The sequence below is a fragment of the Bradyrhizobium sp. USDA 4504 genome (assembly GCF_054063995.1).
The window spans coordinates 5316810-5343471 of the sequence record NZ_JBSSGV010000001.1 but is presented as its reverse complement, the minus strand read 5'-3'; the positions used below and the strand labels follow the sequence as shown (position 1 = coordinate 5343471).

The 26662-nt window shown below is 66.0% G+C and carries 26 protein-coding genes; 11 read left to right on the top strand and 15 right to left on the bottom strand.

Annotated elements, in window-relative coordinates:
- Nucleotides 1–55: 55 nt before the first annotated feature.
- The 8 genes from ACVMB1_RS25155 to ACVMB1_RS25120 form a co-directional block, all read right to left on the bottom strand.
- On the bottom strand, nt 56–724 hold the full coding sequence (locus ACVMB1_RS25155) for a P-loop NTPase family protein (RefSeq protein WP_057016987.1): 669 nt from the start codon (nt 722–724) through the stop codon (nt 56–58).
- A 60-nt stretch (nt 725–784) separates the two neighbouring features.
- Nucleotides 785–1528: a P-loop NTPase family protein gene (locus tag ACVMB1_RS25150; protein WP_016839706.1), complete on the bottom strand. Its 744-nt coding sequence runs from the start codon at nt 1526–1528 to the stop codon at nt 785–787.
- Nucleotides 1529–1691: 163 nt separating this feature from the next.
- Nucleotides 1692–2909 (bottom strand): M48 family metallopeptidase, encoded by a 1218-nt coding sequence (locus ACVMB1_RS25145; protein ID WP_141340531.1) that lies wholly within the window; start codon nt 2907–2909, stop codon nt 1692–1694.
- A 167-nt stretch (nt 2910–3076) separates the two neighbouring features.
- Nucleotides 3077–3637, bottom strand: coding sequence for a LemA family protein (locus ACVMB1_RS25140; RefSeq protein WP_016839704.1), 561 nt, complete (start codon nt 3635–3637; stop codon nt 3077–3079).
- Between the two features lie 215 nt (nt 3638–3852).
- Nucleotides 3853–4848: a small ribosomal subunit Rsm22 family protein gene (locus ACVMB1_RS25135; protein WP_141343457.1), complete on the bottom strand. Its 996-nt coding sequence runs from the start codon at nt 4846–4848 to the stop codon at nt 3853–3855.
- 152 nt (nt 4849–5000) lie between these two features.
- Nucleotides 5001–8465: a chromosome segregation protein SMC gene (gene smc, locus ACVMB1_RS25130; RefSeq protein WP_253638817.1), complete on the bottom strand. Its 3465-nt coding sequence runs from the start codon at nt 8463–8465 to the stop codon at nt 5001–5003.
- Nucleotides 8466–8799: 334 nt separating this feature from the next.
- Entirely contained in the window at nt 8800–9456 is a 657-nt protein-coding gene (locus ACVMB1_RS25125; RefSeq protein WP_076830481.1) for a DsbA family protein, read from the bottom strand.
- Between the two features lie 121 nt (nt 9457–9577).
- The gene (locus ACVMB1_RS25120) at nt 9578–10057 is read right to left on the bottom strand and encodes a DUF721 domain-containing protein (protein WP_028334785.1); all 480 of its coding nucleotides are present in this window, start codon (nt 10055–10057) and stop codon (nt 9578–9580) included.
- A gap of 142 nt (nt 10058–10199) precedes the next feature.
- Between ACVMB1_RS25120 and mutY the strand changes: the two genes are divergently transcribed.
- Both mutY and ACVMB1_RS25110 read left to right on the top strand, forming a co-directional pair.
- Nucleotides 10200–11291, top strand: a complete 1092-nt coding sequence (gene mutY, locus ACVMB1_RS25115; protein WP_456849344.1) for an A/G-specific adenine glycosylase — start codon at nt 10200–10202, stop codon at nt 11289–11291.
- A 147-nt stretch (nt 11292–11438) separates the two neighbouring features.
- Nucleotides 11439–11858: a PaaI family thioesterase gene (locus ACVMB1_RS25110; RefSeq protein WP_141342976.1), complete on the top strand. Its 420-nt coding sequence runs from the start codon at nt 11439–11441 to the stop codon at nt 11856–11858.
- 152 nt (nt 11859–12010) lie between these two features.
- Here ACVMB1_RS25110 and ACVMB1_RS25105 read toward each other — a convergent pair whose 3' ends face one another.
- Complete coding sequence (locus ACVMB1_RS25105; protein WP_141342977.1) at nt 12011–13276, bottom strand: flavin-dependent oxidoreductase; 1266 nt, start codon at nt 13274–13276, stop codon at nt 12011–12013.
- A gap of 170 nt (nt 13277–13446) precedes the next feature.
- On the opposite strand from ACVMB1_RS25105, the gene ACVMB1_RS25100 reads away from it, so the two are divergent.
- Nucleotides 13447–14064, top strand: a complete 618-nt coding sequence (locus ACVMB1_RS25100; RefSeq protein ID WP_076830302.1) for a glutathione S-transferase family protein — start codon at nt 13447–13449, stop codon at nt 14062–14064.
- A 165-nt stretch (nt 14065–14229) separates the two neighbouring features.
- Here ACVMB1_RS25100 and ACVMB1_RS25095 read toward each other — a convergent pair whose 3' ends face one another.
- Nucleotides 14230–15144, bottom strand: coding sequence for a LysR family transcriptional regulator (locus ACVMB1_RS25095; protein WP_141342979.1), 915 nt, complete (start codon nt 15142–15144; stop codon nt 14230–14232).
- Between the two features lie 151 nt (nt 15145–15295).
- Here ACVMB1_RS25095 and ACVMB1_RS25090 point away from each other — a divergent pair, with 151 nt between their 5' ends.
- Entirely contained in the window at nt 15296–15718 is a 423-nt protein-coding gene (locus tag ACVMB1_RS25090; protein ID WP_057016996.1) for a nuclear transport factor 2 family protein, read from the top strand.
- A gap of 78 nt (nt 15719–15796) precedes the next feature.
- Here the strand turns inward: ACVMB1_RS25090 and ACVMB1_RS25085 are convergent, their stop codons facing one another.
- The 3 genes from ACVMB1_RS25085 to ACVMB1_RS25075 form a co-directional block, all read right to left on the bottom strand.
- Nucleotides 15797–16483, bottom strand: a complete 687-nt coding sequence (locus ACVMB1_RS25085) for a glutathione S-transferase family protein (protein WP_141342980.1) — start codon at nt 16481–16483, stop codon at nt 15797–15799.
- Between the two features lie 135 nt (nt 16484–16618).
- Entirely contained in the window at nt 16619–16945 is a 327-nt protein-coding gene (locus ACVMB1_RS25080) for a hypothetical protein (protein WP_141342981.1), read from the bottom strand.
- A gap of 187 nt (nt 16946–17132) precedes the next feature.
- Entirely contained in the window at nt 17133–18266 is a 1134-nt protein-coding gene (locus ACVMB1_RS25075) for a site-specific DNA-methyltransferase (RefSeq protein ID WP_057016998.1), read from the bottom strand.
- Between the two features lie 108 nt (nt 18267–18374).
- Between ACVMB1_RS25075 and ACVMB1_RS25070 the strand changes: the two genes are divergently transcribed.
- From ACVMB1_RS25070 to moaB, 3 genes are all read left to right on the top strand, one after another.
- A complete protein-coding gene (locus ACVMB1_RS25070) occupies nt 18375–18578 on the top strand; it encodes a hypothetical protein (RefSeq protein ID WP_156436184.1) in 204 nt (67 codons plus the stop codon).
- Nucleotides 18579–18648: 70 nt separating this feature from the next.
- A complete protein-coding gene (gene ypfJ, locus ACVMB1_RS25065; RefSeq protein WP_057016999.1) occupies nt 18649–19587 on the top strand; it encodes a KPN_02809 family neutral zinc metallopeptidase in 939 nt (312 codons plus the stop codon).
- Between the two features lie 184 nt (nt 19588–19771).
- A complete protein-coding gene (gene moaB, locus ACVMB1_RS25060) occupies nt 19772–20335 on the top strand; it encodes a molybdenum cofactor biosynthesis protein B (protein WP_076830310.1) in 564 nt (187 codons plus the stop codon).
- Between the two features lie 114 nt (nt 20336–20449).
- Here the strand turns inward: moaB and ACVMB1_RS25055 are convergent, their stop codons facing one another.
- Together ACVMB1_RS25055 and ACVMB1_RS25050 are read right to left on the bottom strand one after the other, a co-directional pair.
- Nucleotides 20450–21391 carry a bifunctional helix-turn-helix transcriptional regulator/GNAT family N-acetyltransferase gene (locus ACVMB1_RS25055; protein ID WP_076830312.1) on the bottom strand — a complete coding sequence of 314 codons (942 nt, stop codon included), beginning with the start codon at nt 21389–21391 and terminating at the stop codon, nt 20450–20452.
- A gap of 45 nt (nt 21392–21436) precedes the next feature.
- Entirely contained in the window at nt 21437–22006 is a 570-nt protein-coding gene (locus tag ACVMB1_RS25050; RefSeq protein ID WP_141342982.1) for a glycosyltransferase family protein, read from the bottom strand.
- A gap of 164 nt (nt 22007–22170) precedes the next feature.
- Here ACVMB1_RS25050 and ACVMB1_RS25045 point away from each other — a divergent pair, with 164 nt between their 5' ends.
- The 4 genes from ACVMB1_RS25045 to ACVMB1_RS25030 all read left to right on the top strand — a co-directional run bounded on the left by ACVMB1_RS25045 (nt 22171) and on the right by ACVMB1_RS25030 (nt 26602).
- A complete protein-coding gene (locus ACVMB1_RS25045; RefSeq protein WP_141342983.1) occupies nt 22171–23337 on the top strand; it encodes a PA0069 family radical SAM protein in 1167 nt (388 codons plus the stop codon).
- Nucleotides 23338–23454: 117 nt separating this feature from the next.
- Nucleotides 23455–23901 (top strand): VOC family protein, encoded by a 447-nt coding sequence (locus ACVMB1_RS25040; RefSeq protein ID WP_057017003.1) that lies wholly within the window; start codon nt 23455–23457, stop codon nt 23899–23901.
- Nucleotides 23902–23995: 94 nt separating this feature from the next.
- Nucleotides 23996–24772, top strand: coding sequence for a ribonuclease HII (locus tag ACVMB1_RS25035; RefSeq protein WP_456849342.1), 777 nt, complete (start codon nt 23996–23998; stop codon nt 24770–24772).
- A gap of 321 nt (nt 24773–25093) precedes the next feature.
- A complete protein-coding gene (locus tag ACVMB1_RS25030; protein ID WP_141343451.1) occupies nt 25094–26602 on the top strand; it encodes a glycosyltransferase family 39 protein in 1509 nt (502 codons plus the stop codon).
- Nucleotides 26603–26662: the final 60 nt, after the last annotated feature.

Sequence of the window (26662 nt, the reverse complement as noted above, 5' to 3'; positions counted from 1 at the left end):
GAACCAGCCCCTCACCCCGACCCTCTCCCCGCAAGAGCGGGGCGAGGGAGCAGAGTCATCCCCGCTGCAGCAGCATGCTCAATTCGAGATCGCGGAACGTCGTGTAATTCCGCCGGATCCATTGATGCAGCTCGGTCGATGAATCCTTTTCCTGGCGCAGATAGCCGGTGAAGGAAAAGTTCAGCCGGTCGATATAGGTCTTCAGGAACACAGGCAGCGCGCGGAAGCGCAACACCCGGCTGGCGGTCATGACCGGCGGCAGCTCGCCGCGCACCACGAATTCGTTGTCGATGACGATCAGCGCGTTCGGCGGGATCGTGCCGAGCAGCGTCTGGTAGCCACGCACCGAGGCGCGGTCGGTATCGGCGACATACAGGATGACCGGCGCGACGCGACGGCGCAGCGCCTCCTTCATCAGCCCGATCTCGTCGCACATTTTGAAGAATTCGTCGAAGGCGTGGTAGCCGAGGTCGATCACCTTGCCGATGCCGTCATTGACGATGACGCGGTCCATCAGCTGCATCTTGCCGTAGGTGTCGATCACGTCCGCGGTTTCGGTGATTCGCGGCAGGTAGTCGAGCAGCGACGGCTCCTTCAGATTGATGTCGTAGCAGACCACGTCGCCGTTCTTGAGCAGCAGGAATTCGCCGAGCAGCCGCGCGATCAGCGTCTTGCCGACCTGCGGGCGGGGCGAGCAGATGATGTAAACGGGCGTGGACGACATCGCCCGCTATATCAGGCCAAATTTTCGCCTAATCCAGCCCCATCAAGGTCGAAGGTCCGACTATTTTTCGCCTTTGGCCGACTTGGCGCCGACGAGATCGGTCAGCTTGATCCGGTCGTACTCGCTCCAGACATTGGCGAGCCAGTGCCGGACGTAGCCGCGCAGCACGAAGGAGTAGTTGGCGGCGTCGTCGTTGATGCCCTTGTTGGCGACGAATTTCAGGAACGGAACCGAGGAGACCTCGACCTGCTCATAGGCCATTTCGTTGAGCTTCGGGATGGTCAGGTCCACGGCATCCTTGATGCGGTGGAAGTAGGAATTGTAGGTCGCCTGGTCCCACTGGAAGAACTGGGTGTCGTTGATGAAGTTCTTCACCAGGAAATATTTCGCGCCGCTCATGAAGTTGGCGGTTTCGGCGATCTCGTCCAGCGAAGCGATCGACGGGCCGAGGATATGGAACACGGCGAAGGTGATCTGGCCGGAACGCGCCGCGTCGAGGAAGCCGATATCGCGCAGCGAGGCCAGCGCGGGCGACAACAGGCCGGCGCGGACGTCGATCACGGTAACCGAGGGCCCCGAGTTCAGCGTGTCGAAGATCTTCATCTGGTCCGCGGTCGTCGTCATGTCGACGATCTCGGTGATGTCAGGATGGAAGCGCTTCAGCGTGCCGCGCGGCGATTCGGTGTCGAACGCCCGGGTCTGCACGTTATTGGCACTGAAATAGTCCAGGAGCGTCCGCGAGACGGTGGTCTTGCCGACCCCGCCCTTGTCGGCGCCCACCACGATCACAACCGGCTTTGCCATGGAAGTCCCTTAAAGCGCGCTCCCGATCGCGATGGCGATCGGCAAGTCCCCACACTGCTTTGGGCGCGAACATGGCAGAAACGAGGGAGAATTCAATTCCTTAAGGCGGCCACGATGGGTTTGGTGGGAATTTCCTTAATGGACTGAGTAGGCTAGGGCGCGATTAGCGGTGTCGTCCCCAAGGGCCCTGGAGAGGACCCAATGGTCCCTGCGTGGGGTTGTTGCCCGGCAGCGCCGGCGGATTGCTCTTCTGTGTCGGCGGCACATCGCTCCATGGGCCGTGGGTCGCCGGCGGGGGCTGGTCGCCCGCCGCGGACGGCTCATCCTGCGGCTCCGTCTCGTCCGGCAGCGCCAGCGGTCCGGGATCGTGGCCACCGGCATATTTCACCAGGGCATCGACCCGGGACTTGACCGAGGGATGGGTGGCGAACAGGTCGGCAAACCCCTCGCGCGGATTGTCGACGCAGAGTTCCATCACGGCCGAGGTGGCATCCGGCAGCTCGCCGCGGTTCTCGATCTTGCGCAGCGCCGAGATCATCGCATCGGGGTTCTTGGTCAGCTCCACCGATCCGGCATCGGCGAGGAATTCGCGCGAGCGCGACAGCGCGAGCTTGACCACTTGCGACAGCAGCCAGGCCAGCACGATCAGCGCGACCGCGATGATGATCACGATGATCGCGCCGCCGCCGGAGCCCTTGCTGTCGCGGTCCGACGAGGATGACGAGGAGCGAGAGGATGAAGACGACCAGCCGCCTCCGCCGCCGCTCGAGTTCCACGACAGGTTCGTGAACAGGCGGAAGAACAGCTCGCCGAAGAAGCCGACCACGCCGGCGATGATCACCGCGATCACCATCAGCTGCACGTCGCCGTTTTTGATATGGGTGAGCTCGTGGCCGAGCACGGCCTCGATCTCCTTATCGTTCAGCGCCTTCAACAGGCCGGTGGTGACGGTGATGGCGTATTGGCTCCGGTTCAGTCCGGTCGCGAAGGCATTCAGCGCCGGGCTGTCCATCACCTTCAGCTTCGGCATCGGGATGCCGCGCGAGATGCAGAGATTTTCCAGGAGATTGTAGAGCCGCGGCTCTTGCTGCCGCGTCACGCTCTCGCCGCCGGTGACGGCGTCGATCATCTTCTGGTGGAAGAAATAGGCGATCACGATCCAGGCCGCTGCCGCGATCGTCGCCCACGGGAAGGCCGAGATCAGGTCGCGCGAGGCCCGCGTCAGGTAATAGTCGACGGTGCGGCCGCTATCGATCATCACCTCCGCGACCAGCGCGCCGGCATAGACCAGCACGTAGATCAGCAGGAACAGGCCGGCAAGCAGCAGCATCGAACGAAACTTGTTCGATGCGATATGCGTGTAGAGACCATAGGCGGCCATGGTGCGCGTCCGCTCTCACCGTCATTCCGGGGCGCGCGGCACGCGCGAACCCCAATGCGCAATTGCGCTTTGTGGAATCTCGAGATTAGTGAGTGAGATGAGATTCCGGGTTCGATGCGTTGCATCGCCCCGGAATGACCGAAGGGGCGTCATCTCGAAGGAAGTAATCAGAACTTCACGCTCGGCGCCGCCTCGACCTCCGTGCGGCTGGCGCCGAGGTCGAAGAAATCCTTGCGGGTGAAGCCGAACATGCCGGCGAACAGCGCGGCCGGCATCTGCTGGATGCCGGTGTTGTATTCCTGGACCGCGTTGTTGAAGAAGCGGCGGCTGGCGGCGATCTTGTTCTCGAGATCGGAGAGCTCGGAGGCGAGCTGCTGGAAATTGGCGTTGGCCTTGAGGTCCGGATAGGCCTCCGACAGCGCGATCAGCCGGCCGAGCGCGCCGGAGAGCTGGTTTTCCGCCGCCGAGACCTGGGCCGGGCCCTGCGCCGACATCGCCGAATTGCGCGCCTTGATGACGTCGTCGAGCGTGCCGCGCTCATGTGCGGCATAACCCTTCACCGTCTCGACCAGGTTCGGGATCAGGTCGTGACGCTGCTTGAGCTGCACGTCGATGTCGGCAAAGGCCTGTCCGACCCGCTGGCTGAGCGCCACGAGGCGGTTGTAGGCGCCGAATGCAAACAGCACGAGAAGCACGATGACGCCGATAACGATCCAGCTGGTCGACATGACGGGGCAGCTCCTGATGGACGAGACGGCGGCACCGTAGCCCAAGATCGGGGCGCAGGGCAGCCCGCCGCGGAAAGGTGGGCAAGCGTTAGTCGAAGGTTGGCCGACATCGGTTCAACATATTCCGTCGTCCCGGCGAAGGCCGGGACCCATGCGCCGCGGCCCGCGGTAGGGGCACAAGCGGCGACGGCTTCACTCACAACAAACTTCGGTGGTTATGGGTCCCGGCGAAGGCCGGGACGACGAGATACCGCATCGCCCCAGCGCCAGCGCCGGGCGCTTGCGTATTCGGCTCTGGCGCGGCGCGGGATCCGCGCAACCGATACGCCCTCGGGCGTGCACAGTTTCGCCGCGATCTCGACCTTGCCGACGTCCGGCTGCGCCAGCACGCGCGATGGCCTGTTCTCAACGCGCGCGCGGCTCAGCGCGACATAGGCGAAGCGCTCGTCCTCGAACGGGACGTCGGCGCCCTTGAGCTGCTTGTGCGCGCGGGAGCGCTGCAGGCGCTGCGAGAAGTGGCACCAATCGGGCGCGACCAGCGGACAGCCGCCGTCATGCGGGCAGGGGGCCACGACATGCGCGCCGGCAGCGATCAATCGCGCGCGGAGTGCGATGATCCGCGCGTAGCCGGCGGGCGTACCGGGCTCGACGACCAGTAGCGTATCGCTGGTCTTCGACCACAGCGCATCGGCCAGCGCCCCGCGCTCGGCATCGCCGAGTTCGCCGATCATGTAGCTGGCGACGACGAGGTCGGCGGGCTCGGCCTTGTCGAGCAGGGCGCGCGCCTCGCCGAGTTGATAGCTGGCGTCGTGCAGGCGAATGCTGCCGTGAAACAGCTCCTCGGCGAGCGTCCGCAACGCGCCGTTGGCATCAAGTAGGGTGAAGTCCCGCAGCGACGTGAACGCTTCCGCGGCGGCCCAGGTCACGGTCCCCGGACCGGCACCGACATCGAGCAGGCGCGCCGGCGCGAAGTCCGGCCTGATCTCCGTCAGGGCGTTGAGGCTCGCTGCGACGGCGGCATAGGTCGCCGGCATCCGCGCCAGCGCATAGGCCAGCGCATCGGTCTCGGTCCTGATCGTCGAGGAGCCGCCGCCCTCGCGATAGGTCTGCGAGATCACCGCCGCGCGGCCGGCGGCGTCGCTGCGCGACAGGCCTTCGAGCCCGGCGTTGAGGGCTGCGCGCAGTTCGGCGGGGAGATCGGGTGAGGTCATGTGACGGACTATCCCACGTCATTGCGAGCGGAGTGAAGCAATCCATAGCGCCGCGTGCTGAGGCATGGATTGCTTCGTCGCTATCGCTCCTCGCAATGACGATGCGGAGGCGCGGGTATCCAGAAAATGACGTCGACGCGTAGGTGCTACGCCTAAGCCACGTTCTGGTCGAGGATGTCCACCGCGCCCTGCAGGTCGACCGACACCAGCTGCGACACGCCGCGCTCGGCCATGGTGACACCGAACAGCCGGTTCATCCGCGCCATCGTGATCGGATTGTGCGTGATGATGATGAAGCGTGTCTCGGTCGAGCCGGTCATCTCGTTCAGCAGGGTGCAGAACCGTTCGACGTTGTGGTCGTCGAGCGGCGCGTCGACCTCGTCCAGCACGCAGATCGGCGACGGGTTGGTCAGAAACACCGCGAAGATCAGCGCGAGCGCCGTCAGCGCCTGCTCACCGCCCGAGAGCAGCGAGAGCGTCTGCGGCTTCTTGCCGGGCGGCTTGGCGATGATCTCGAGGCCGGCCTCGAGCGGATCGTCGCTCTCGATCAGATGCAGCGCGGCTTCGCCGCCGCCGAACAGCTCGGTGAACAGCCGCTTGAAGTGGTTGTTAACGGTCTCGAACGAGGTCAGCAGGCGCTCGCGCGCCTCGCGGTTGAGGCTCTGGATGCCCTGGCGCAGCCGCTTGATCGCTTCGACCAGATCGTCGCGTTCGGTGGTCAGCGCGGTGTGCTGGGTCTCGACTTCCTTGAGCTCTTCCTCGGCACGCAAATTGACGGCGCCGAGCCGCTCGCGGTCGCGGCGCAGCTTTTCGAGCTCTTCCTCGACCTGCGTGACCGGCGGCAGCTCCTGGCCGGGTTCGATCTCGGCCATGCCGACGACCGCGCTGGGCTCGACCTCGAGCATGTCGTGGATCTCGCGCTCGATGTCGGCGAGGCGGCGGCGGGTGCCTTCCATACGCTCCTCGGCGCGCGCGGTAGCTTCGCGGGATGAGGACAGCGCTTCGAGCGAGGCCTTGGCGAGGCGATCGGTTTCCGCCATCGCGGCTTCCGCGGTCGCCAGCGCGTCAGCGGCGATGCGGCGATCGCCCTCGGCGTGCTCGATCTCCGTGATCAGCGCGCTGCGCTTCTCGGCGAAGATTTCGGGCGCATTGGCGAGCTCCTCGCGCTCGGCCGACACTTCGGCGATGCGCGCCTCGACGGTCTCGACCTGCGAAGCGGCGCTGGTCTTGCGGTTCTGCCACTCGTTGCGCTCGGCAACGATCGCCTGCACGCGGCGGTCGGCGAGCTCGGCCTCGCGGGCCAGCGCCTGCGCCTCGGCGCGGACTTGTGCCGCGGCCCGGCGCTGGTTGTCGATCTCGGCGCGAACCGCGGCGAGCTGGGCCTCGGTCTCGACACCCGGCGGCAGTTCGGCGAGCGCGGCAGCCGCGCTCTCATATGCGGCTTCGGCCTCGGCGCGGTCGGCGGCGACGCGGCTGTGCGCCTCGGTCAGCGCCGATTTGCGTGCGGCGTGGCGGTTGATCTCGCGCTCGGTGGCGGCATGACGTTCGCGCGCGGCGTCGGCCTCGCGGCGGGCGGCGCGGACGGCTTCGCGCGAGGCACCCTCGGCGGCGGACGCCGAGCGCAATTCCTCTTCAGCCGTCTCCAGCGCCTGGCGCTTGGTGGAGGCATCGATGCGGGCCTGTTCCAGCTCGTGCTCGATGTCGACAAGACGGGCGCGCTCGGCAAGACGGCGGGCGGCGCCGGTCGGGGCATGCGCGTCGGCGACGAAGCCGTCCCAGCGCCAGACGTCGCCTTCGAGCGACACCAGCCGCTGGCCGGTCTTCAGCTGCGACACCAGCGCCGCGCCGCGTTCCTTGGCGACGACGCCGATCTGGGCCAGGCGGCGCGCCAGTTCCGGCGGCGCCTGGACATGGTCGGCCAGCCGCTCGACGCCATCCGGCAGCGCCGGATCTTCGCCGGCCACGCCTATATTGGTCCAGCGCATCGGCGCCGAGGAATCCACCGGCGCATCGAGGTCGTCGCCAAGCACGGCGCCGATCGCCTTTTCATAGCCCTTGGCGACGGTGATGCCGTCGATGATCGGCGGCCACAGATTCTTGGTCTCGCTGGTGACGAGCTTGGAGATGGTGCGGGCTTCCGTCTCGAGCCGCTGCACGCGCTTCTCGGCTTCGGTGAGCGGATTGCGCGAGGCTTCCAGCGTCTGCCGCGCGGCGGCGTGATGCGCCTCGCTGGTCTGCACGGCGGCCTCGGACTCGGCAAGGGTCTGCTGCGCCATCTCCATGGCGGCGGCCAGCGCGTCGATGTCGCCGAGATTGCCGGTCTCCTGCGCGAGCCTGGATTCCTCGGCCTGGACGTTGGCGATCTCCTGATCGAGCCGCGCCAAGCGGTCGCGATGCGTGCGCACGCCGGCTTCGAGCTGATTGCGCTTGGCGGTGAGATCGGCGAGCTGCGTGGTCAGCTCGGAGAACTGGCGCTCGGTCGCGGCCAGGATCTCCTCGGCCTCAGCGACGCGCTCGTCGACGCCGGAGCGCTTCTCGACGCGCGACTTGATCTCTTCCTTCAGCTCTGCGTCTTCGGTGTCGAGCCGCTGCAGCGCGATGTCGGCATCGGAGGTCTGCTGCTGCTCGCGCGCGATGTCCTGGGCGAATTGGGTGAGACGGCGATCGAGCTCGCCGACGCGCTCCTTGGCGCGCTGCTCCTCGCGGTCGAGCATCTCGCGCGTGTTGGTCAGGCGCTGCAGGCCGGCGGCGGCGCGCGCTTCGGCATCGCGCAGCGCCGGCAATTCGGCGGCGCGGATCGCCTGGATGCGGGCGGATTCGGCCTGCTCGCGGGTGCGCTCGGCCATCTCGCGCACGGAGATATCATGGGTCTGCGCGGCGTCGTTGACGTCGGCATTGGCCTCGATCCAGCGCAGATGGAACAGCATCGCCTCGGACTTGCGCACCTTGGCCGCGACCTCGCGGTAGCGGATCGCCTGGCGCGCCTGCTTCTTCAGGCCTTCCATCTGACCGGTGAGCTGGCCGATCACGTCCTCGACGCGGGTGAGGTTGGTTTCGGCCGCCTTCAGCCGCAGTTCCGCCTCGTGGCGGCGGGCATGCAGACCCGCAACGCCAGCGGCGTCTTCCAGCACGCGACGGCGCTGCTCGGGCTTGGCCTGGATGATCTCGCCGATCTTGCCCTGGTGGACCAGCGCCGGCGAGCGCGCGCCGGTGGCGGCGTCGGCGAACAGGATCTGCACATCTCTTGCACGGACATCGCGGCCGTTGATGCGGTAGACTGAGCCGGCTTCGCGCTCGATGCGGCGGGAGATTTCCAAGAGCTGGCTGTCGTTCACCGCGGCCGGCGCCGAGCGATCGGAATTGTCGATCGTCATCACGACTTCGGCGTGATTGCGTGCCGGACGGTTGCCGGAACCGGCGAAGATCACCGCGTCCATGTCGGCGGCGCGCAGCGACTTGTGCGAGGTCTCGCCCATCGCCCAGCGCAGCGCTTCGACGAGATTGGATTTGCCGCAGCCGTTCGGTCCGACGACGCCGGTCAGGCCCGGCTCGATCATGAAATCGGTGGGTTCAACGAACGACTTGAAACCGTGCAGGCGGAGGCGCGTGAGCTTCATGTACACAAATCTCGTTTGGCCGGGCGCGAATCTCCCTGCCGTGACAATACCATGGAAGGCAATGTCGGTGTGTGGGTGAGTTGCTGCGTGCAGCTCTCATGAGCGGCGACAATGGCGATGCGAGCGCGTCAGGGCAACCGCTTGAGCAAGCTTTTCCCAAGGGATTTGCAGGGTTTTATGGCCCTTGCATGTCCTCGATGATTCGCATCGCGCGAATCAGGTTTTCAACAACCAAATGATGCGACGGCTGCGTGCCGTGATCGCAAATCATCCACAATTATCGTGCCTCGACTCGAAAGCGAGCCACGAAGACGTCAGGTTCGCGGGCTCCCGATCAGCTCTTCAGCAGCGGATCGATGTGCTTGCTGAATTCCTCGAACGAGGTCTCGCCCTTTAGCATCTCGCCGTTGACGAAGAAGGTCGGCGTCGAGTTCACCTTCAGCACCTCGTTGGCGTATTTCTGGTCGGCCGCGATCTTGTCGAGCAGCTTCTGATCCTTCAGGCAGTCCTCGACCTGCTGCTGGGTGAGGCCGGCCTGCTTGCCGATCCGGGTCAGTGTCTCGGTGGTGTTCTTCACCACCCAGTCGTTCTGCTGGCGGAACAACAGGTCGATCACGGCAAAATACTTCGGCGCGTCGTCCTTGGCGATACAGCGCGCCAGCATCGAGCCGGCGGCGGCCTTGATGTCGAGCGGGAATTCGCGGAACACGTAGCGGACCTTGCCGGGGTCGATGTAGGTCGACTTGATCTTCGGGAACACGGTCTCGTTGAAATTGGCGCAGTGCGGGCAGGTCATCGAGGCGTATTCGATGATGGTTACCTTGGCGTCCTGCGGGCCGAGCCCCATGTCCGGCAGCGACTGCGGCTTGGCGACCTCGGCGGCGGTCTGCGCGAACGCGTCGGTGATCAGGCGCAGCGGCGACAGGCCGGCGAGGGCGGCGAGCCCGGTCAGCGAGAGAGCGGTGGTGAAAGCGCGGCGCGTGATGATCAAGGTCAGCTCCCGGATTGGCGCATTCACGCCACAATGAAGGGGTCCCGAAAAGAAGCCTTCGCTAGCTTGAAACGGCCATTGTGGCAATGCCGCGGTCTCGCGGCTGGCCCGCCGAAAAGCGTCAATTTCGCTTGATCGAGGCACCCAAACGGGCCAGCGCCGCGCGCAGATCGTCGTCCTCGACGGCCGCAAGGTTGGCCGCCTCCCGGGCCACGGTTTTGGCGTCCGGCGGGCGCGGCCGTACCGGGCGGCTGCGGCGCGAGAGCGGCGCCTGTCGGATGGTCAGGCGGCCGACCGCATGCCAGCCGAAGAAGCGGTTCACCCGTTCCAGGATGACGTCGGAGGAGTGCTGGATCTCCAGCGCCATCGGCCCTTCGACCCGCAGCACCAGCGTCGCCGGCTCCTGCGGCTGTCCCTCCACCGGCCGCGGCCACTGCATCTTCAGCGGCTCGCAATAGGCCGCGATCCGCTCGCCCGCGATCTCGGTCCAGCGCGTCACCAATTCGCGCGCGGCAAAGCCCTGCTTGGCATAGGCGTCGGTGAAGACATCGCTGAGCAGGATCGACAGGGGCTTGGCGCTGATCGGGCCGGGTCTGGACATGGGAGGGTTATAGCAGTGGTGGTGATGTGGCTGAAACCGTGTTCATCATTGTGGCGGCGTTTTCCGTGCCGGGCGAAGAAAGACGTGGATGCCCGGGTCAAGCGCGGGCATGACATGGCGAGATGTGGCTTAAGATGCGTTCATGAGTTCTCGCGCTGCCGCCAAAATCAAATCGACCGATCAGCAGGCCGACCGCCCGGCGCGTCTGCTCGCCTGGTATGACCGGCATCGCCGGACGTTGCCGTGGCGCGGGGTGGCGGGGGAGCGGGCCGATCCGTATCGCGTCTGGCTGTCGGAGATCATGCTGCAGCAGACCACGGTACGGGCGGTCGGGCCCTATTTCGAGAAGTTCGTGTCGCGCTGGCCCGACGTGACCGCGCTTGGGCGTGCCTCGCTCGACGACGTCCTGAGGATGTGGGCCGGGCTCGGCTATTATTCGCGGGCGCGCAATTTGCACGCCTGCGCGGTCGCGGTGATGGGCGATCACGGCGGGGTGTTTCCGGACACCGAGGAGGGCCTGCGCGCGCTGCCCGGCATCGGGCCGTACACCGCGGCCGCGATCGCCGCCATCGCCTTCGACCGCCGCACCATGCCGGTGGACGGCAACATCGAGCGCGTGGTCAGTCGGCTCTACGCCATCGAGGAGGCGCTGCCGCAGGCCAAGCCGCTGATCAAGGAGATGGCGGCGACATTGCTCGGCCCGTCCCGCGCCGGCGACAGTGCTCAGGCGCTGATGGATTTGGGCGCGACGATCTGCACGCCGAAGAAGCCGGCCTGCGCATTGTGTCCGCTGAATGACGACTGCGCGGCGCGCACGCGCGGCGATCAGGAAACGTTCCCGCGCAAGGCACCGAAGAAGAGCGGCATCTTGCGCCGCGGCGCGGCCTTCGTGGTGACGCGCGGCGGCGAGCTTCTGGTGCGCTCGCGCGCGGAGAAAGGCCTGCTCGGCGGCATGACCGAGGTGCCGGGATCGCAATGGCTGGCCGAGCAGGAGGACGCGGCGGCGCTGGCGCAGGCGCCGGACCTGAAGGGCGTCACGCGCTGGCACCGCAAGGCGGGCGTTGTCACCCACGTGTTCACGCACTTCCCGCTGGAGCTCGTCGTCTACACTGCCAGCGTGCCGCCGCGGAGCCGCGCGCCGGATGGCATGCGCTGGGTGCCGGTGGCGACGCTGGACGGCGAGGCGTTTCCGAACGTGATGCGCAAGGTCATCGCGCATGGGCTCGATCTCTGACGATGCGATGAATCACATCATCGGCTCATTTTTTTGAGCATGATTTTTTCGGAAAACCGGTTCCCACTTTTCCGGATCATGCTCTGACCTGCTGACACCATGCTGGCAGCAGGGCTTCGCTATCACCTCCGGAAACCGGAGGCCGCCATGATCGTAACCGCACTCGACCGCATTCCGATGCCGCCCGTCGCAAAGCTACTGGGTTGGCACGTGGTCGACGCCCGTCCGCAGGAGGGCTGGATCAGGATCGTGTTCGACGGCAAGCCGGAGTTTTGCAATCCGGCCGGCTTTATCCAGGGCGGCATGCTCTCGGCGATGCTCGACGATACGATGGGGCCGGCGGTGTTCGTGATGACCGAGGGCCGGCTCTTCACCACGACCATCACGATGACCGTGAATTTCCTGGCGCCGGCAAAACCCGGGCCGATCACCGGCGAGGCGACGGTGACGCAACTCGGCAAGACCATCGCCTTCGTCGAGGGAAAGCTGAGCGCCGCCGACGGCGCACTGCTCGCGACCGCGAGCAGCAGCATCCGCCTGGTGGAGGCGGCGCGCGCGCTGCGATGAAGCCGCGCCTGCATTGGTAAGTCCGTCATGCTGAGGTGCGAGCGGAGCGAGTCTCGAAGCATGCACGGCCACCGGCCGGGCCGTGCACCCTTCGAGACGCCGCTTCGCGGCTCCTCAGGGTGACGGTGATACATAGTGCGCCGCGCTACAACTCAGCCTGCCCGCTGCACGATCGGCGGCTTGGCGTTCAGTCCCTCGACCTGGAAACCGGCGACGCGCTTGTAGTTGGCGGCGATGTCTTCCAGCTCCTGCTGCGACAGCACGTCGGTGACGACCTTGAAGCCGTCAGGCGCGCGCTCCTCGACCAGCTGCATCACCTGCTCCGGGCCGTTGCGGCGATTCAGCATCACGAGGTCCGTGGTCGCAGGCCGCCGCTCGGCCTCATAGGCCGCGAGTGCCGCCTGCGTCGGGCCATGCGCCAGAATCTCGCGCGTCAGCACGCGCGCATCCAGGATCGCCTGCGAGGCGCCGTTGGAGCCGATCGGATACATCGGATGCGCGGCATCGCCCATCAGCGTGACGCGGCCAAAGGTCCATTGCGGGATCGGATCGCGATCGACCAGCGGATATTCGTAGGCATGCGGACAGTTCCGGATCAGGCCGGGGACATCGAGCCAGTCGAAATTCCAGCTCTCGAACCACGGCAGGAACTCGTCGAGCTTTGCGGTCCGGTTGTAGTCCTCGCGGCGCCATTGATAGGTCGGCGACATGTGTCGCTCGGCGACCCAGTTGATGTCGAACTTGCCGTCGGGGCCTGCCTCCTTCGAGATCGGGTAGCAGACGAATTTTAGGATCTCGTGGCCGGCCATGATCATGGTGCGGCCGGTCAGGAAGGCATCGCCGCGGGTGATGCCGCGCCACAGGATGCGGCCGTTCCAGATCGGCGGCCCCTCCTGCGGATAGAGCTTCTCGCGCACCGACGAATGGATGCCGTCGGCGGCGATCAGCACCACGCCGTCATAGCTGCCGGCGGGCTTGCCGGTGGCGCGATCGATGAAATCGGCGCGGACGCCGTCGGCGGTCTCGGTCCAGCCGGTGAGGTGATGGCTGGTGAGAATGTTCGCAGCCCCCAGCCGTTCGGTCGCGGCATCGAGCAGCAGCTGTTGCAGCCGGCCGCGATGGATCGAGAATTGCGGCCATTTGTAGCCGGCCTCGAGCCCGCGCGGCTCGCTCCAGATCGGCTTGCCGTGCTTTGAGAAATAGGCGAGCTCGCGGGTGCGCACCGCAGAAGCGTCGAGCACATCGTGCAGGCCGAGCTCGATCAGTTCGCGCACCGCATGCGGCAGCACGTTGATGCCGACGCCGAGCGGCCGCAGCTCGGGCACGCTCTCGAAGACGCGGGCCGGCACGCCGATCTGGTGCAGGCTGAGCGCCAGCGTCAGCCCGCCAATTCCGCCACCTGCAATGAGCACAGTCATGAAAAATCCCCTCGATTGGCCATGGTCATCGCACGACGGCACCGCCGCGGGCAAGGTCCGCCGCGCGCGGGGTGGACGGCAAAGGGGGCTACCGCTAACCTCCGCGCCGTCACAACAAGAACCAGAGCCGCGTTCGCAACGAACCGACAAGGCTCGGAGAGGACAGCAACATGCTCAAGCTCTATTTTGCTCCCGGCACCTGCGCGCTCGCGTCCCACATCGCGCTGGCCGAGGCCGGCGCGCCCTACACGACCGAGAAGATCGACTTCAAGACCAACCAGCAGAACAGCCCGGAATACCTGAAGATCAATCCGAAGGGCCGCGTGCCTACTTTGGTGACCGATCGCGGCGTGCTGACCGAGACGCCGGCGATGCTGGCCTACATCGCGCAGACCTTTCCGCAGGCGAAGCTCGCGCCCGACGACGCCTTCGAATTCGCCAGGCTGCAGGCCTTCAACTCCTATCTGTGCTCGACGGTGCACATCTGCCACGCCCACAAGATGCGCGGTCCGCGCTGGGCGACACAGGAGACGTCGTTCGCCGACATGAAGGCGATGGTGCCGAAGACCATGGGCGCCTGCTTCAACCTGATCGAGCGCGACATGCTGAAGGGCCCGTGGGTGATGGGCGAGAATTACACCGTCAGTGACGCCTATCTCTACACGCTGACCCTGTGGCTCGACGGCGACGGCGTCGACATCGCAACGCTGCCCAAGGTGAAGGCGCATCGCGCGGCGATGGAGAGCCGCCCGGCGGTGCAGAAGGTGCTGGCGGAGCAGAGGGCGTAGGGCCCAAAAATTCGGTGTCGTCCCGGGCAAGCGCAGCGCGACCCGGGACCCATAACCACCAAGGATCGTTGTTACGCGACGTTGGGGCCGCAGCCCGCTCTCACAACGCAACCCTGTGGTTATGGGTCCCGGCCTTCGCCGGGACGACGTGTGGAGAGAGCTGGGCTACACCTTCCCCGTCTCCAGCTCGCGTCCGGTCTCCAGCATCAGCTTGCGCAGCCACAGCGAGCCCGGGTCCAACTGGGCACGGGTCGGATAGAACATGTGCTGCTCGTCGATCCCTGGATCGAGCGGCGGCGTCACCGTCATCAGCGACAATTGCTTCGACAGCGCCGAGATCAGCCGGCGCGGCACAAAGGCGACGAGGTCGGTGCGCGCGGTGACGTGCAGCGCCTCGATATAACCCGGCACCACCAGCGCGATCCGCCGCTCGATGCCCTTGGCGCGCAGCCAGCTGTCGATCAGGTCCTCGTCCTGGCCGCGGATGACCACGGCGACATGGCGCGCTGCGAGGAACGCCTCGCGCTTCTTCAGCTTCGTGCCGACGCCGTGGCCGCGCCGCACCGCGAGCGCGTCGCTGTCGGTGTAGAGCCGCTGGCGGTGAAAGCCCTTGAAGGAGTCGCCGATCGAGATCACGAGATCGATGGTGCGGGCGAATTCGGGCGTGAAGATCGCAGGTCCCCGCCACGGCACCACGTCGATGGTGACGTTCGGCGCGATCTGCGTCACCTTCTCCATCAGCGGCGGCATCAGGAGCTCGACCGCGAGGTCGGGCATCATCAGGCGAAAGTGCCGGTCGCTGCGCGCGGCGTCGAAATCGTCGGAGACGAACAGCGCGCGCACCTGGTCGAGCGCATGGGCCAGCGGCGAGCGCAACGCCTGCGCCCGCGGCGTCAGCTCCATCCGCGCGCCGGTGCGCACCAAAAGCGGATCGCCGATCAGGTCGCGCAGCCGCTGCAGCGCGTGGCTGGTCGCCGGTTGCGACAGATTGAGCCGCATCGCCGCGCGGCTGACATTGGCTTCGCGCAGCAGGGCGTCGAGCGCGACCAGCAGATTGAGGTCAAGCGAATTCAAATTCATCGAGTGAATATATATCATACTACCTATCGATTGGAAGAATGCGCGCAGGCGCCGCAGGATTGCGGGCAAGGCGTTTTTCACGAGAGCCGAAGACCGCATCGCGTGAGGAAACGCCTGAAATCAGGGTCTATCAATCGCAAGGAGACGCGCCATGAGCGCAGCCGACAACAAGAAACTGGTGCAGGAGATGTTCGTGATCGCAGGCAGTCCCGATCCTGCGGTGCGCGAGAACTCGCTGTTCATGGCAACGCTTGCCGACGACGCGATCTGGACCGTGACCGGGCAATATTCCTGGTCGCGTACGTTCACCGGCAAGCAGTCGATCATCAACGATCTGCACGGCCATGTCCGCTCGAAACTGGTCGAGCGCGGCCGCACCGTCGCCCATCGCATCATCGCCGACGGCGACATCGTCGTGATCGAGGCCAAGGGCGACAACCTCACCAAGCAAGGTCAGCGCTACGACAACGACTATTGCCTGGTGTTCCGTTTCGACGGTGGTCGGATCAAGGAGGTGCGGGAATATTGCGACTCGGTCCTGACCGAGAAGGCGCTCGGCGCGTTTCCGGCGTAGCGGTCCGCCGCTAACGGGCGGCACAAACGAAGACGGCGCCCATCCGGGCGCCGTCGTCTTGCCGTCGTGTGGATTGGCTTACGCCACCTTGGACTTGAGGTGGCCGAACATGATGTCGCGCGCCGCGTCGTCCATCTCGGCCTTGAAGGTGTGCTTGTCCTTCAGCGCGATCGCGCGCGCCGCCGCCGGCCGCGCCGAGATCTCGTCGACCAGCCGCTTGACGTTCGGATATTTGGCGTAGCCTTCCTCGCCGAAGATGAACGCCGCCATCCGCGCCCAGCCCCAGAACGCCATGTCGACGATCGTGTAGCTGTCGCCGACCATGTAGCGCTGTTTCGCCAGGTGATCGTCGAGGATCTTGTAATGGCGGTGCGCCTCGTACTGGTAGCGGTTGTTGGCGTAGTCGAGATCCTTCGGCGCGAAGTGCTTGAAGTGCACGGCCTGGCCGGAATAGGGGCCGAGGCCGGTCGCGATGAACATCAGCCAGGACAGCGTGGCGGCGCGGTTGGCCGGCGTATTGGCGGGCAGGAACTTGCCGTGCTCCTCGGCGAGGTAGAGCAGGATCGCGTTCGAATCGAACACCAGCACGCCGTCATCGTCGATCGCCGGCACCTTGCCGTTCGGGTTGACCTTCAGGAATTCCGGCGCGAACTGCTCGCCTTTGCGGGTGTCGACCGGGATCGCCTCGAACGGCAGGCCGGACTCTTCGAGGAACAGCGCGACCTTGTTCGGGTTCGGCGCACCGTTGAAATAGAATTTGATCATGAAGGGACTCCCTTGGTTCTTGTAACCGGCGAGATCGGGACGCGGCGGGGAAGGCCGCAGACCGGCTCTCTTGCGCAAATTTCACGCCGCAGCGCAAGCGACGAGTTTGTGAATCAGGGTCGCGTGGCGCGCTGGTCAGCCGGCCCAGAAGAAGCCCAGGATACCCGCGACGACCAGCACGATGCCCGCGACGTCCAGCGCGGCAGCGGAGCGGGTCGCAGCACGCAAATGGGAGACCTGCGCCGCGCGTTCTGATCCCCGTGCGTAGCCATGGACGATGATCTCTTCATTGAACTCGCCATGCGCCTCGAGGGCGAGCGTCAGGCCGACGCAGATCAGCAGGATGCCGAAAATGATCAGGCCGAAGAATCCGAGCAGGCCGATCAGCAGCATCGGAAACATGCCGAGCAGGAAGACCGGCAGCAGCGGCACCAGCAGCAAGTTCTCGGATTGTCTTCGCATCGGCGACCAATCGAAACGGGCAAGTGGTGGGACCGAATCTAGTCCCGCCGTCGCGGCGCAACAAGGCGGGCCGCATTCAAGACGGCGTCATCTTTCCCAACGTGTCATTCCCCGGTGCGCAATTGCGCATCTGAGGGCGCCGGGAAGCGGCGAGCCCGGAATGACGAGGAAGATTAGTCGGCTTGCCTCAGCCCGCCGCCATCTCGGAGCGGATCTCGGCGCGCAGCTCGTCGATCAGCCGCAGGCCGCTCTTGGTCTCGACGTGCCAGAAGGTCCAGCCGTTGCAGGCGCCGGAGCCCTGCGCGACCGCGCCGATGCGGTGGATCGAGCCGACCTTGTCGCCGAGCATGATGGCGCCGTCGGCGCGCACCAGGGCGCCGTGGCGCTTCTTGGCGTCGACCAGCCTGGCGCCCGGCACGATCATGCCGCGTTCGATCAGTTCGGAGAACGCCACCCGCGGTGCCTCGCGCGCGGTCATGAACGGCGCCAGCGTTGCTTCCGGCAGCGGCTCGATCGCGGCGATGCGCGCCTCGGCGGCGGCGGCATAGGCCTTGTCGCGCTCGAAGCCGATATAGCTGCGGCCGAGGCGCTTGGCGACGGCGCCGGTGGTGCCGGTGCCGTTGAACGGATCGATCACGAGATCGCCGGGCTTCGAGGACGACAGCAACACGCGGGCGAGCAGCTGCTCGGGCTTCTGCGTCGGATGCACCTTCTTGCCGTCGCCGTCCTTGAGGCGCTCCTCGCCGGTGCACAGCGGGATCAGCCAGTCGGAGCGTGCCTGCACGTCCTCATTGGACGCCTTCAGCGCTTCGTAATTGAAGGTGTAGCCCTTGGCCTTCTCGTCGCGCGCGGCCCAGATCATGGTCTCGTGCGCATTGGTGAAGCGGCGGCCGCGGAAGTTCGGCATCGGATTGGACTTGCGCCACACGATGTCGTTCAGGAGCCAGAAGCCGAGGTCCTGCATGATCGCGCCGACGCGGAAGATGTTGTGATAGGAGCCGATCACCCACAGCGTTGCCGACGGCTTCATCACGCGGCGGCAGGCCAGCAGCCAGGCCCGGGTGAAATCGTCGTAGGCAGCGAACGACGAGAACTTGTCCCAGTCGTCGTTGACGGCATCGACATGCGACTCATCGGGGCGCTTGAGGTCGCCCTTGAGCTGCAGATTGTAGGGAGGATCCGCGAAGACCAGGTCGACCGAGCCGGCCTGAAGCTTCGACAATTCGGCCACGCAATCGCCAATGACGATGTGGCTCGATGGGGCACTCTCAAATTTAGTGCGGGGCGCCCTTGCAGACGCCCCGCGACGCGACACTACCATGACTCAAGAACTCTGACTCAGGCGACGCTGTCGGCGACGCGGGACTAAACAACCGACTGGCGTCACATTGACCCGGCAAAGTAAAAATCGACTTAATTGGAAATCTTCATGCAAAAGATTGCAGCATCTTTTGCGCGGCACGTCGCGATGCCACCGGCGTTGTGCTGCAACATCAGCGCGTTCGGCGAAAAAATTTGCGGATCATCAAACCGGCACGATTCGCGCGGTAAATTTGCGCTCATTGGCAACCGTTTGCACCGCAAGGGATGCGCCTCTTCCGGACTAGGCAATTATTGCCGGGCAGGATATTGATTAACAGAATGGAAATTTTAAGTTGGAGTGTCCCGCGTCGGGTCGCCGACTGGAATGAAGGGAAACCACCATGCGCTATGATGATTTCCGCCGCAGCGACGACATCGAAGATCGTCGCGATGAAGGCGGGATGGGCGGAGGGGGCGGTGGCGGCTTCGGCGTTCCGATGGGTGGTGGCGGGCTCGGCATCGGCACCATCATCGTGCTCGGCTTGCTCGGCTATGCCTTCGGCATCGACCCGCGCATCCTGATCGGCGGCGCCGAGATTCTCACCGGCGGCGGCCAGGCGCCGACCTACCAGACCGACCGGCAGTCGTCAGGCGGCCAGGCCAAGCGCGGCGCCCCGACCGACGAGATGGGCAGCATGATCGCCGGCATCCTGGGTGAGATCGACGATCGCTGGAGCGAGATCTTCAAGGCCAGCGGGCAGACCTACACCGGTCCGAAGATCGTGCTGTTCCGCAATGCCACGAATGGCGGCCGCTGCGGCATGGCGCAGTCGGCGATGGGACCGTTCTACTGCCCGCCGGACAAGACCATCTTCCTCGACACCGGCTTCTTCCGCGAGGTCGAGACGCGCTTCCGCGGCTGCTCGGGCAACGCCTGCAAGTTCACCGCGGCCTATATCATCGCGCATGAGGCCGGCCATCACATCCAGAACCTGCTCGGCATCATTCCGCGCGTGAATCGGCTGCAGCAGCAGGCCGGCAGCAAGGCCGAGGCCAACGCGCTGCAGGTCAAGGTCGAGCTGCAGGCCGATTGCCTTTCCGGCGTCTGGGTCAACCGCGAGGAGAAGAAGCGGCCGGGCTTCCTCGAGGCCGGCGACATCGACGCCGCGCTGACCACCGCGAACGCGATCGGCGACGACACGCTGCAGCGGCAGGCGACGGGCAGGGTGGTGCCTGATTCCTTCACCCACGGCTCCGCCGCGCAGCGCAAGGAGTGGTTCATGAGGGGCTACCAGCAGGGCACCGTGCAGGCCTGCAACACGTTCGGCGGTAGCTTGTAGCCGTGTGCCGGTAGCGTCATCCCCGGATGAGCGCGAACGCGCTCACTCGGGATATGTTCGCCTGTTGGCGAGCCTCGAAGGATGACGGAGCCCGTGGCCCATCCTGAGGTGCTCGCCCAGTGATGCAAGTGCACCGCGAGGCGAGCACCTCAGGATGTCGTCAGCGGGATGGAAAGAGGTGCAAATGTCCTCACTCGACGAATCCAAATCATTCATCCCGCTCAATATCGCGGTACTGACGATTTCCGACACCCGCTCGCTGGCGGATGACAAGTCGGGCACCACGCTGGCCGACCGTCTCACCGCGGCCGGCCACAAGCTCGCGGCGCGCGAGATCGTCACCGACGATGTCGAGGCGATCAGAGCCGTGATCCGGCGCTGGATCGCCGATCCCGCTGTCGATGCCGTCATCACCACCGGCGGCACCGGCTTCACCGGCCGCGACGTGACGCCGGAGGCGGTCGAGCCATTGTTCGAGAAGCGGATGGACGGCTTTTCGATCGCCTTCCACATGCTGAGCCACGCCAAGATCGGGGCGTCGACTGTCCAGAGCCGCGCCACCGCTGGCGTTGCGGGCGCGACCTTCATCTTCTGCCTGCCCGGCTCGCCCGGCGCCTGCCGCGACGGCTGGGACGGCATTTTGGCGGCGCAACTCGACTACCGCACGCGCCCCTGCAATTTCGTCGAGATCATGCCGCGGCTGGATGAACATCTGCGCCGCCCGAAGGCGAAAGGCGCGAGCGCTTAGCCTCCCTCATTCCGGGGCGTGCGAAGCGCGAACCCGGAATCCAGAGATTGTGGCGCGAGATGCCGGGTTCGATGCTGCGCATCGCCCCGGAATGACGCCGGAGGGTAAAGAGCCCTACAACTCCAGCTCCCAGGTCTCGCCGACTAGGTCGACGCCAAAGCTGTGGTGCTTTTCTTCCTTGACCCGCTCGAAGCCGGCACGGGCGTAGATGCCGCGCGCGGCGACCAGGATGCTCTGGGTCCACAGCGTCATCTTCTTGTAACCCTTCTCGCGCGCGGCGCGGATGCATTGCTCGACCAGTGCGCGGCCGACGCCGAGCCCGCGCGCCTTTTCTTCCACCAGCAGCAGGCGCAGCTTGGCGACCCCGTCGCCGCCGTCGACCAGGAAGACCGAGCCGACCGGCTCGCCGTCGACCTCCGCGATCCAGCAATGCTCGCGCGCCGGATCGAACGATCGCAGAAACTGCGCGCAGATCTCGGCCACCAACGCCTCGTAGCTAATGTCCCAGCCATACTCCTCCGCGTAGGCTTGTCCCTGCCGCGAGACGACCCAACCCATGTCGCCGACGCGATGGCTGCGCAGCAGGAAGCCGACCGGTTTCTCGGCCGGCGGCTCCAGCGATTGCTCGATCGTGCCCATGGCGCGCACCACCGCGGCGCGACGGTCGCCGTCCATCTGCTTCAATAGCGTCCCGACCTCGCTGCGCGAGCGGCAGTCGAGATCGGCGGCAGCAGTGCGGCCCTTGGCGGTGAGGGCCACCTCGTTGACGCGCTTGTCGGCCTTCGATGGCTTCCGCGTCACGATCTGGCGCCTTTGCAGCGCCGCCAGCGTGCGGCTGACGAAGCCGGCATCGAGGTCGAGATCGCGCACCAGATCGGTTGCGGTGCAATTTTCGCGGTGCGCGAGCTCGTAGATGATCCGCGCTTCCTGCAGCGTGAATGGTGAGTGCAACAGCTTCGGCTCGATGATGCCGAGCTTGCGGGTATAGAACCGGCTGAAGCCGCGGACCGCGGCGACCTGGCTCTCGAGCGTGGTGTCATGGAAGTTTGATTTCATCAAGCATATTATTTGACGGAATCAAATAATCCGCAAGCGCTTTGTTCAGGCCACCATGATCCGGCTCCGCAGCATGGTGCGGGAGGAACGGCCGAGCCGGCGCAGCAGGCGCGCCTCGGAGCGGCGGGCATCGGGCCGGTAGCCGCCGATCCGCTCGTAATGCTCGCGCGCGATCAAAAGGCCCTGTTCGGCCGAGGGCCCGGTGATCATCCGGGCAACGAATTTGAGGCCGTCGCGCAGGCCCGGGTCGGTGTAGGGTGCGCGGGCGTAGCGGAAGATGCCGGCGCGGTCCTTGCCGCTGGCCGCCACCATCTGGATGAACTGGGTGGTTTCCTCGATCCAGCCGGCATCGAGCACTGCGCCCGGATGCAGGAACATCAGCCAGGGCGACCGCGCCTGCCGCGCGCCTGCCGCAAGCGCCGCGGCGCGCGTGCCCTCGAAGCGCATGAAACGGCAGCCGGCAACGTCGGCGACGCGCTCCATCACATCGCTGTTGCTGCGGTCGACCAGCAGCACTTCGCGGATGACGCCGGCGGCCGCGCCCGGCACCAGCGCCGCCAATGTTGCGACCGCGGTGCGCTCGACGCCGTCGGTTGGAATGATCACGCTCAGCATGATTTTGAGGCTTCGATGGCTCAAACGGTGGAGAAACTCCGGCCGTGTTATCACCTTGTCATATTCAAAGCAGCCTGTTCGCCTGCAGAATTTTGTAGCAAGGTTTTGTGGAATTTCTCCGTTCATGTTCTTGATTTGTTCTCGTGCCGTGTTAGCTTCAAAGCATGAGCCGAGCATCCTCTCATGCCCTCAAGCACCCGCCGGTAACGGCGCCCTCCGATAACCCGGCGGGTGCACCTTCCCCTTTTCCCGAGCTTGCGGTCGCGATCGAGCGCGAGCGGCGGCGCGGCCGCGGCGCGCAGTCCAACGCCAGCGGCCGCTACGAGGCCGAGGCGCGCGTTGCCTTCGACGACGGCTGGCAGAGCCTCGAGGACCTGCCGCCATTTGCGACCAGCGTGGCGCTCGACACCTCGCGCAAGGTGATCACCCGCAACGACTCGCCCGACATCGGCTTCGACCGCTCGATCAATCCGTATCGCGGCTGTGAGCACGGCTGCGTCTATTGCTTCGCGCGGCCGACCCACGCCTATCTCGGCCTGTCGCCGGGGCTGGACTTCGAATCGAAGCTGTTCGCCAAGCCGGACGCACCCGCGCTGCTCGAGAAGGAGCTGGCGGCACCGGACTACGAGGCGCGGATGATCGCGATCGGCACCAACACCGATCCCTATCAGCCGATCGAGCGCGACCGGAAGATCATGCGCGGCATCCTCGAGGTGCTGGAGCGCGCCGGCCATCCGGTCGGCATCGTCACCAAGTCGGCGCTGGTCACCCGCGACATCGACATCCTGGTACGTATGGCCAAGCGCAATCTCGCCAAGGTCGCGCTCTCGGTGACGACGCTCGACCCGAAACTCGCCCGCACCATGGAGCCGCGCGCCTCGACCCCGCCGAAGCGGCTCGAGGCGATCAAGCGGCTCACGGATGCCGGCATCCCGACCACGGTGATGGTCGCACCCGTGATCCCGGCGCTGAACGATTCCGAGATCGAGCGCATCCTCGATGCCGCCGCACATGCCGGCGCCAGGGAGGCGAGCTATGTGCTGCTGCGGCTGCCGCTCGAGGTGCGCGATCTGTTCCGCGAATGGCTGATGGCCAACTATCCCGATCGCTACCGTCACGTCTTCACGCTGATCCGCGACATGCGCGGTGGCCGCGACTACGACTCGCAATGGGGCACGCGGATGAAGGGCACCGGCCCGATGGCCTGGATGATCGGCCGCCGCTTCGAGATCGCCTGCGAAAAGCTCGGCCTCAACAAGCGGCGGACCAAGCTGACCACCGATCACTTCGCCAAGCCGAAGCGCAGCGGGCAGCAGCTGAGCTTGTTTTAGGTGCCAGCAAAGTGATGATCGTCATTGCGAGGAGCGAAGCGACGAAGCAATCCATGCATCCGAATATGTGGAACAATGGATTGCGTCGCTTCGCTCGCAACGACGGGAAAGGTAAACATGAGTAACGCCCCGACCGCACGCTTCACCGTCCTCACGCTGGGCGTCAGCGACATGCGCGCCAGCATCGGCTTTTATGAATCGCTCGGCTTCTCCAGGAAGATGCGCGCGACCGGCGAGGAGGTCGCCTTCTTCGAGACCGGCGGCACCGTGCTCGGCCTGTTCCCGTGGCATCTGCTCGCTGCCGATGCCGGGCTGCCGGATCAGCCACGGCCTTCAGCGTTCCGCGGCGTCGCGATCGCTTGGAACTGCAACGACGACGCCGAGGTCGATCGTGTGATGGCGTTCGCGCTGTCGAAAGGCGCCAGGCTGCTGAAACCCGCGCAGCCGACCAGCTATGGCGGCTATTGCGGTTATTTCGGCGATCCCGACGGCCACGCCTGGGAAGTGGTGCGCGCGCCGGGCTTTGAGGTTCGCGACGACCGCCGGGTGTCAATCCCCGATTAGAGCGCCGATCCCGATTAGGGTGGCGGATTGAATAACGGGGAAGGGCGCCAGGTTCCCGGTTGCGCCGCGGGCCGGGCTTGACCACGATCCCCGCATGATTCGGGACAAGTCCAATCGCACGTCAAAGACCGCGTCGAAGAAGAAGCCGGCCGAGCCGGCCAAGCCGGACAAGCGCGTCATCGTGGTGACGCGGCCGAGCTTTCGGCGCGAGCGCGCGCTGATCAAGCGCGGCGTCTGGCCGGTCGCCGGCTGCGACGAGGCCGGGCGCGGGCCGCTGGCGGGCCCGGTGGTCGCCGCCGCCGTGGTGCTGGACCCAAATCGGATACCCAAGGGCCTCGATGATTCGAAGCGGCTGACCGTCGAGCGCCGCGAGGAACTGTTCGAGGAAATCTGCGCGACAGCAGCGTTCTCGGTCGCGGTGGCGTCACGGGCGCGGATCGACCGCGACAACATCCTGCGCGCCTCGCTGTGGGCGCTGGCGCGCGCGGTGCATGCGCTGCCGGAAATGCCGAAGCATGTCTTCGTCGACGGCCGCGACAAGCTCGCCACGCCCTGCGACGGCGACGCCGTGATCGGCGGCGACGGCATCGTGGCCTCGATCGCGGCGGCCTCGATCATCGCCAAGGTGACGCGCGACCGCCTGATGTGCGCGCTGGCGCTGGATTGCCCCGGCTACGGCTTCGAGCAGCACAAGGGCTATGCCGTCCCCGAGCACCTCGAGGCGCTCGACCGGCTCGGCCCCAGCAGCCATCACCGCAGTTTCTTCGCTCCCGTCGTCGCGGCGCGGCTGAAGCATTTCCCGGTCCCGGCGGAGCCCGACCTGTTCACGGTGGACGCCGAAAGCGAAGCCGCGGCATCCGAAGCGGCGTAAAGCGCGGCGGCGCCGCACTCTCGGTGGCATCGCCCGGCTCGCCGCCTCCGCTAAAGCTTCGGCGCGCCAGGGGGCCCTGGCCTCGTCGAAGCCTTGGCGAAGACGGGACCGGGCGATCCAGTATTCCAGAGACCGTTGTGCTCAAGCCTGGCCGCCGCGGCGTACTGGATGCCCGCCTTCGCGGGGCATGACAGCGATGTTTGACTTTGCACCGTGGACACATCCAGCCCGGTTGCCTCCATCGCCGCCGCCGTTTATCAAAAAACCTCGGGATCAGATGGCGCCGCTTGATACGGGTGGCTGGGGCATTTCAGGCGTTTCATGCGGTTTACCTCCCTGGTTGTCGAACTGATCCGCGCCCGGCCGCGCCTCGTGGTCTGGATCGTGGTGCTGGCGCAGGCCGCGATCTGGCTGTTCCTGCCGGCCATCTTCTACGGCAGTCCGCCCGGCAACCTCGCCACCATCCTCGCCTTCGGCCGCGAATATCAGGTCGGCACCGACATGGGGCCGCCGCTCGCGTTCTGGCTCGCCGACATCGCCTTCCGCGCCGTCGGCAATCACGTGTTCGGCGTCTATCTCCTGGCGCAGGTCTGCGAGATCGTCACCTTCATCGCCTTCTACGCCTTGGCGCGCGCCATCGTCGGTGGCCCGCAGGGCGTGCTGGCAGTGCTGCTGTCGATGACGGTCGTGGTGTTCTCCTCGCCAAGCGTCGAGTTCGGCCCGCTGATCCTGGCGCGCCCGCTCTGGGCGCTGCTGTTGCTGCATTCCTGGCAACTGATCGGGCAGAACCGGCGCAACGCCTGGTTCGCCTGGTCGATCGATTGCGGGCTCCTGCTGCTGACGACGCCGGCGGCGATCGGCATGATCCTGCTCGTGACAGGCTTTGCGCTCGCAACCGAGCGCGGGCGGCGCATGCTCAAGTCGGTCGATCCGATCTACGCGCTGCTCGTCATCATCGTGCTGGCGCTGCCCTACCTGATCTGGATGCTCCGCGCCGACGTCCTGGCGCTGCCGGCCTTGCCGGCACTCGCCGATCTCAAGGCGCGCGCGCTGCGCTGGGGCGTGGTGCTCGGCGGGCTGATCGTGGCGACCGCCGCGATCGCGCTGCTGGCGATCCTCAATTCGCGCTGGTTCGCCGGCAAGACCGAGGATGCCCCGATCATCAACCGCCCGCCGGTCAGTCCGCTGGCGCGGCAATTCGTGTATTTCTTCGCGTTCGCGCCGGCGATCGCGAGCAGCTTCGTCTCCGCGCTGTTCAATCTCGATCGCGCCTTCGGCGGCGCCGGAGTGGCGCTGTTGATGTCCGGGCTTGCCGTCGTGGTCGCGACCGGCGAACTGATCCCGCTCAGGCGGCAGCGGCTGCTGCGTTCGGTCTGGGCCTTGGCGGTCGCGGCGCCTGCAGCGCTCGCGCTGGCGGCGGCGCTGTTCCTGCCCTGGACCAGCACCACGGAGGCGTCCACCTCGCTGCCGGCAGCCGCGATGGGCCGCTTCTTCGATGACAGCTATGAGCGCCGCACCAACCAGCGCCTGCGCGCGGTGGCCGGCGATCCCGAACTTGCCAGCCTGATTGCGATGAACCGCCGCCGCCCGCATCTTTTGCTCGACGCCACGCCGCAGCGGACGCCGTGGCTGTCGGTCGCAAAATTCAACGAAACCGGCGGCGTCGTGGTGTGGCGCGCACAGGACACCGCCGGCACGCCGCCGCCCGACATCGCGCAGCGCTTCCCCGGCCTCGTGCCGGAAGTGCCGCGTTCGTTCGACCGGCTGGTCAACGGACGGCAGCCGGTGCTGCGGATCGGCTGGGCGATCGTGCGGCCGAAAGGGACGTGATTTGACGTGACGTGGAGCCGTAGATGGGGTAACGGGCCGGCCGCCCGCTCGCTACGGCGC

Excerpts from the sequence above, each read along its gene's own strand:
- ACVMB1_RS25155 (WP_057016987.1), bottom strand. The coding sequence starts at position 724 with ATGTCGTCCACGCCCGTTTACATCATCTGCTCGCCCCGCCCGCAGGTC.
- ACVMB1_RS25150 (WP_016839706.1), bottom strand. The coding sequence starts at position 1,528 with ATGGCAAAGCCGGTTGTGATCGTGGTGGGCGCCGACAAGGGCGGGGTC.
- ACVMB1_RS25145 (WP_141340531.1), bottom strand. The coding sequence starts at position 2,909 with ATGGCCGCCTATGGTCTCTACACGCATATCGCATCGAACAAGTTTCGT.
- ACVMB1_RS25140 (WP_016839704.1), bottom strand. The coding sequence starts at position 3,637 with ATGTCGACCAGCTGGATCGTTATCGGCGTCATCGTGCTTCTCGTGCTG.
- ACVMB1_RS25135 (WP_141343457.1), bottom strand. The coding sequence starts at position 4,848 with ATGACCTCACCCGATCTCCCCGCCGAACTGCGCGCAGCCCTCAACGCC.
- smc (WP_253638817.1), bottom strand. The coding sequence starts at position 8,465 with ATGAAGCTCACGCGCCTCCGCCTGCACGGTTTCAAGTCGTTCGTTGAA.
- ACVMB1_RS25120 (WP_028334785.1), bottom strand. The coding sequence starts at position 10,057 with ATGTCCAGACCCGGCCCGATCAGCGCCAAGCCCCTGTCGATCCTGCTC.
- mutY (WP_456849344.1), top strand. The coding sequence starts at position 10,200 with ATGAGTTCTCGCGCTGCCGCCAAAATCAAATCGACCGATCAGCAGGCC.
- ACVMB1_RS25110 (WP_141342976.1), top strand. The coding sequence starts at position 11,439 with ATGATCGTAACCGCACTCGACCGCATTCCGATGCCGCCCGTCGCAAAG.
- ACVMB1_RS25105 (WP_141342977.1), bottom strand. The coding sequence starts at position 13,276 with ATGACTGTGCTCATTGCAGGTGGCGGAATTGGCGGGCTGACGCTGGCG.
- ACVMB1_RS25100 (WP_076830302.1), top strand. The coding sequence starts at position 13,447 with ATGCTCAAGCTCTATTTTGCTCCCGGCACCTGCGCGCTCGCGTCCCAC.
- ACVMB1_RS25095 (WP_141342979.1), bottom strand. The coding sequence starts at position 15,144 with ATGAATTTGAATTCGCTTGACCTCAATCTGCTGGTCGCGCTCGACGCC.
- ACVMB1_RS25090 (WP_057016996.1), top strand. The coding sequence starts at position 15,296 with ATGAGCGCAGCCGACAACAAGAAACTGGTGCAGGAGATGTTCGTGATC.
- ACVMB1_RS25085 (WP_141342980.1), bottom strand. The coding sequence starts at position 16,483 with ATGATCAAATTCTATTTCAACGGTGCGCCGAACCCGAACAAGGTCGCG.
- ACVMB1_RS25080 (WP_141342981.1), bottom strand. The coding sequence starts at position 16,945 with ATGCGAAGACAATCCGAGAACTTGCTGCTGGTGCCGCTGCTGCCGGTC.
- ACVMB1_RS25075 (WP_057016998.1), bottom strand. The coding sequence starts at position 18,266 with ATGGTAGTGTCGCGTCGCGGGGCGTCTGCAAGGGCGCCCCGCACTAAA.
- ACVMB1_RS25070 (WP_156436184.1), top strand. The coding sequence starts at position 18,375 with ATGCAAAAGATTGCAGCATCTTTTGCGCGGCACGTCGCGATGCCACCG.
- ypfJ (WP_057016999.1), top strand. The coding sequence starts at position 18,649 with ATGCGCTATGATGATTTCCGCCGCAGCGACGACATCGAAGATCGTCGC.
- moaB (WP_076830310.1), top strand. The coding sequence starts at position 19,772 with ATGTCCTCACTCGACGAATCCAAATCATTCATCCCGCTCAATATCGCG.
- ACVMB1_RS25055 (WP_076830312.1), bottom strand. The coding sequence starts at position 21,391 with ATGAAATCAAACTTCCATGACACCACGCTCGAGAGCCAGGTCGCCGCG.
- ACVMB1_RS25050 (WP_141342982.1), bottom strand. The coding sequence starts at position 22,006 with ATGCTGAGCGTGATCATTCCAACCGACGGCGTCGAGCGCACCGCGGTC.
- ACVMB1_RS25045 (WP_141342983.1), top strand. The coding sequence starts at position 22,171 with ATGAGCCGAGCATCCTCTCATGCCCTCAAGCACCCGCCGGTAACGGCG.
- ACVMB1_RS25040 (WP_057017003.1), top strand. The coding sequence starts at position 23,455 with ATGAGTAACGCCCCGACCGCACGCTTCACCGTCCTCACGCTGGGCGTC.
- ACVMB1_RS25035 (WP_456849342.1), top strand. The coding sequence starts at position 23,996 with ATGATTCGGGACAAGTCCAATCGCACGTCAAAGACCGCGTCGAAGAAG.
- ACVMB1_RS25030 (WP_141343451.1), top strand. The coding sequence starts at position 25,094 with ATGCGGTTTACCTCCCTGGTTGTCGAACTGATCCGCGCCCGGCCGCGC.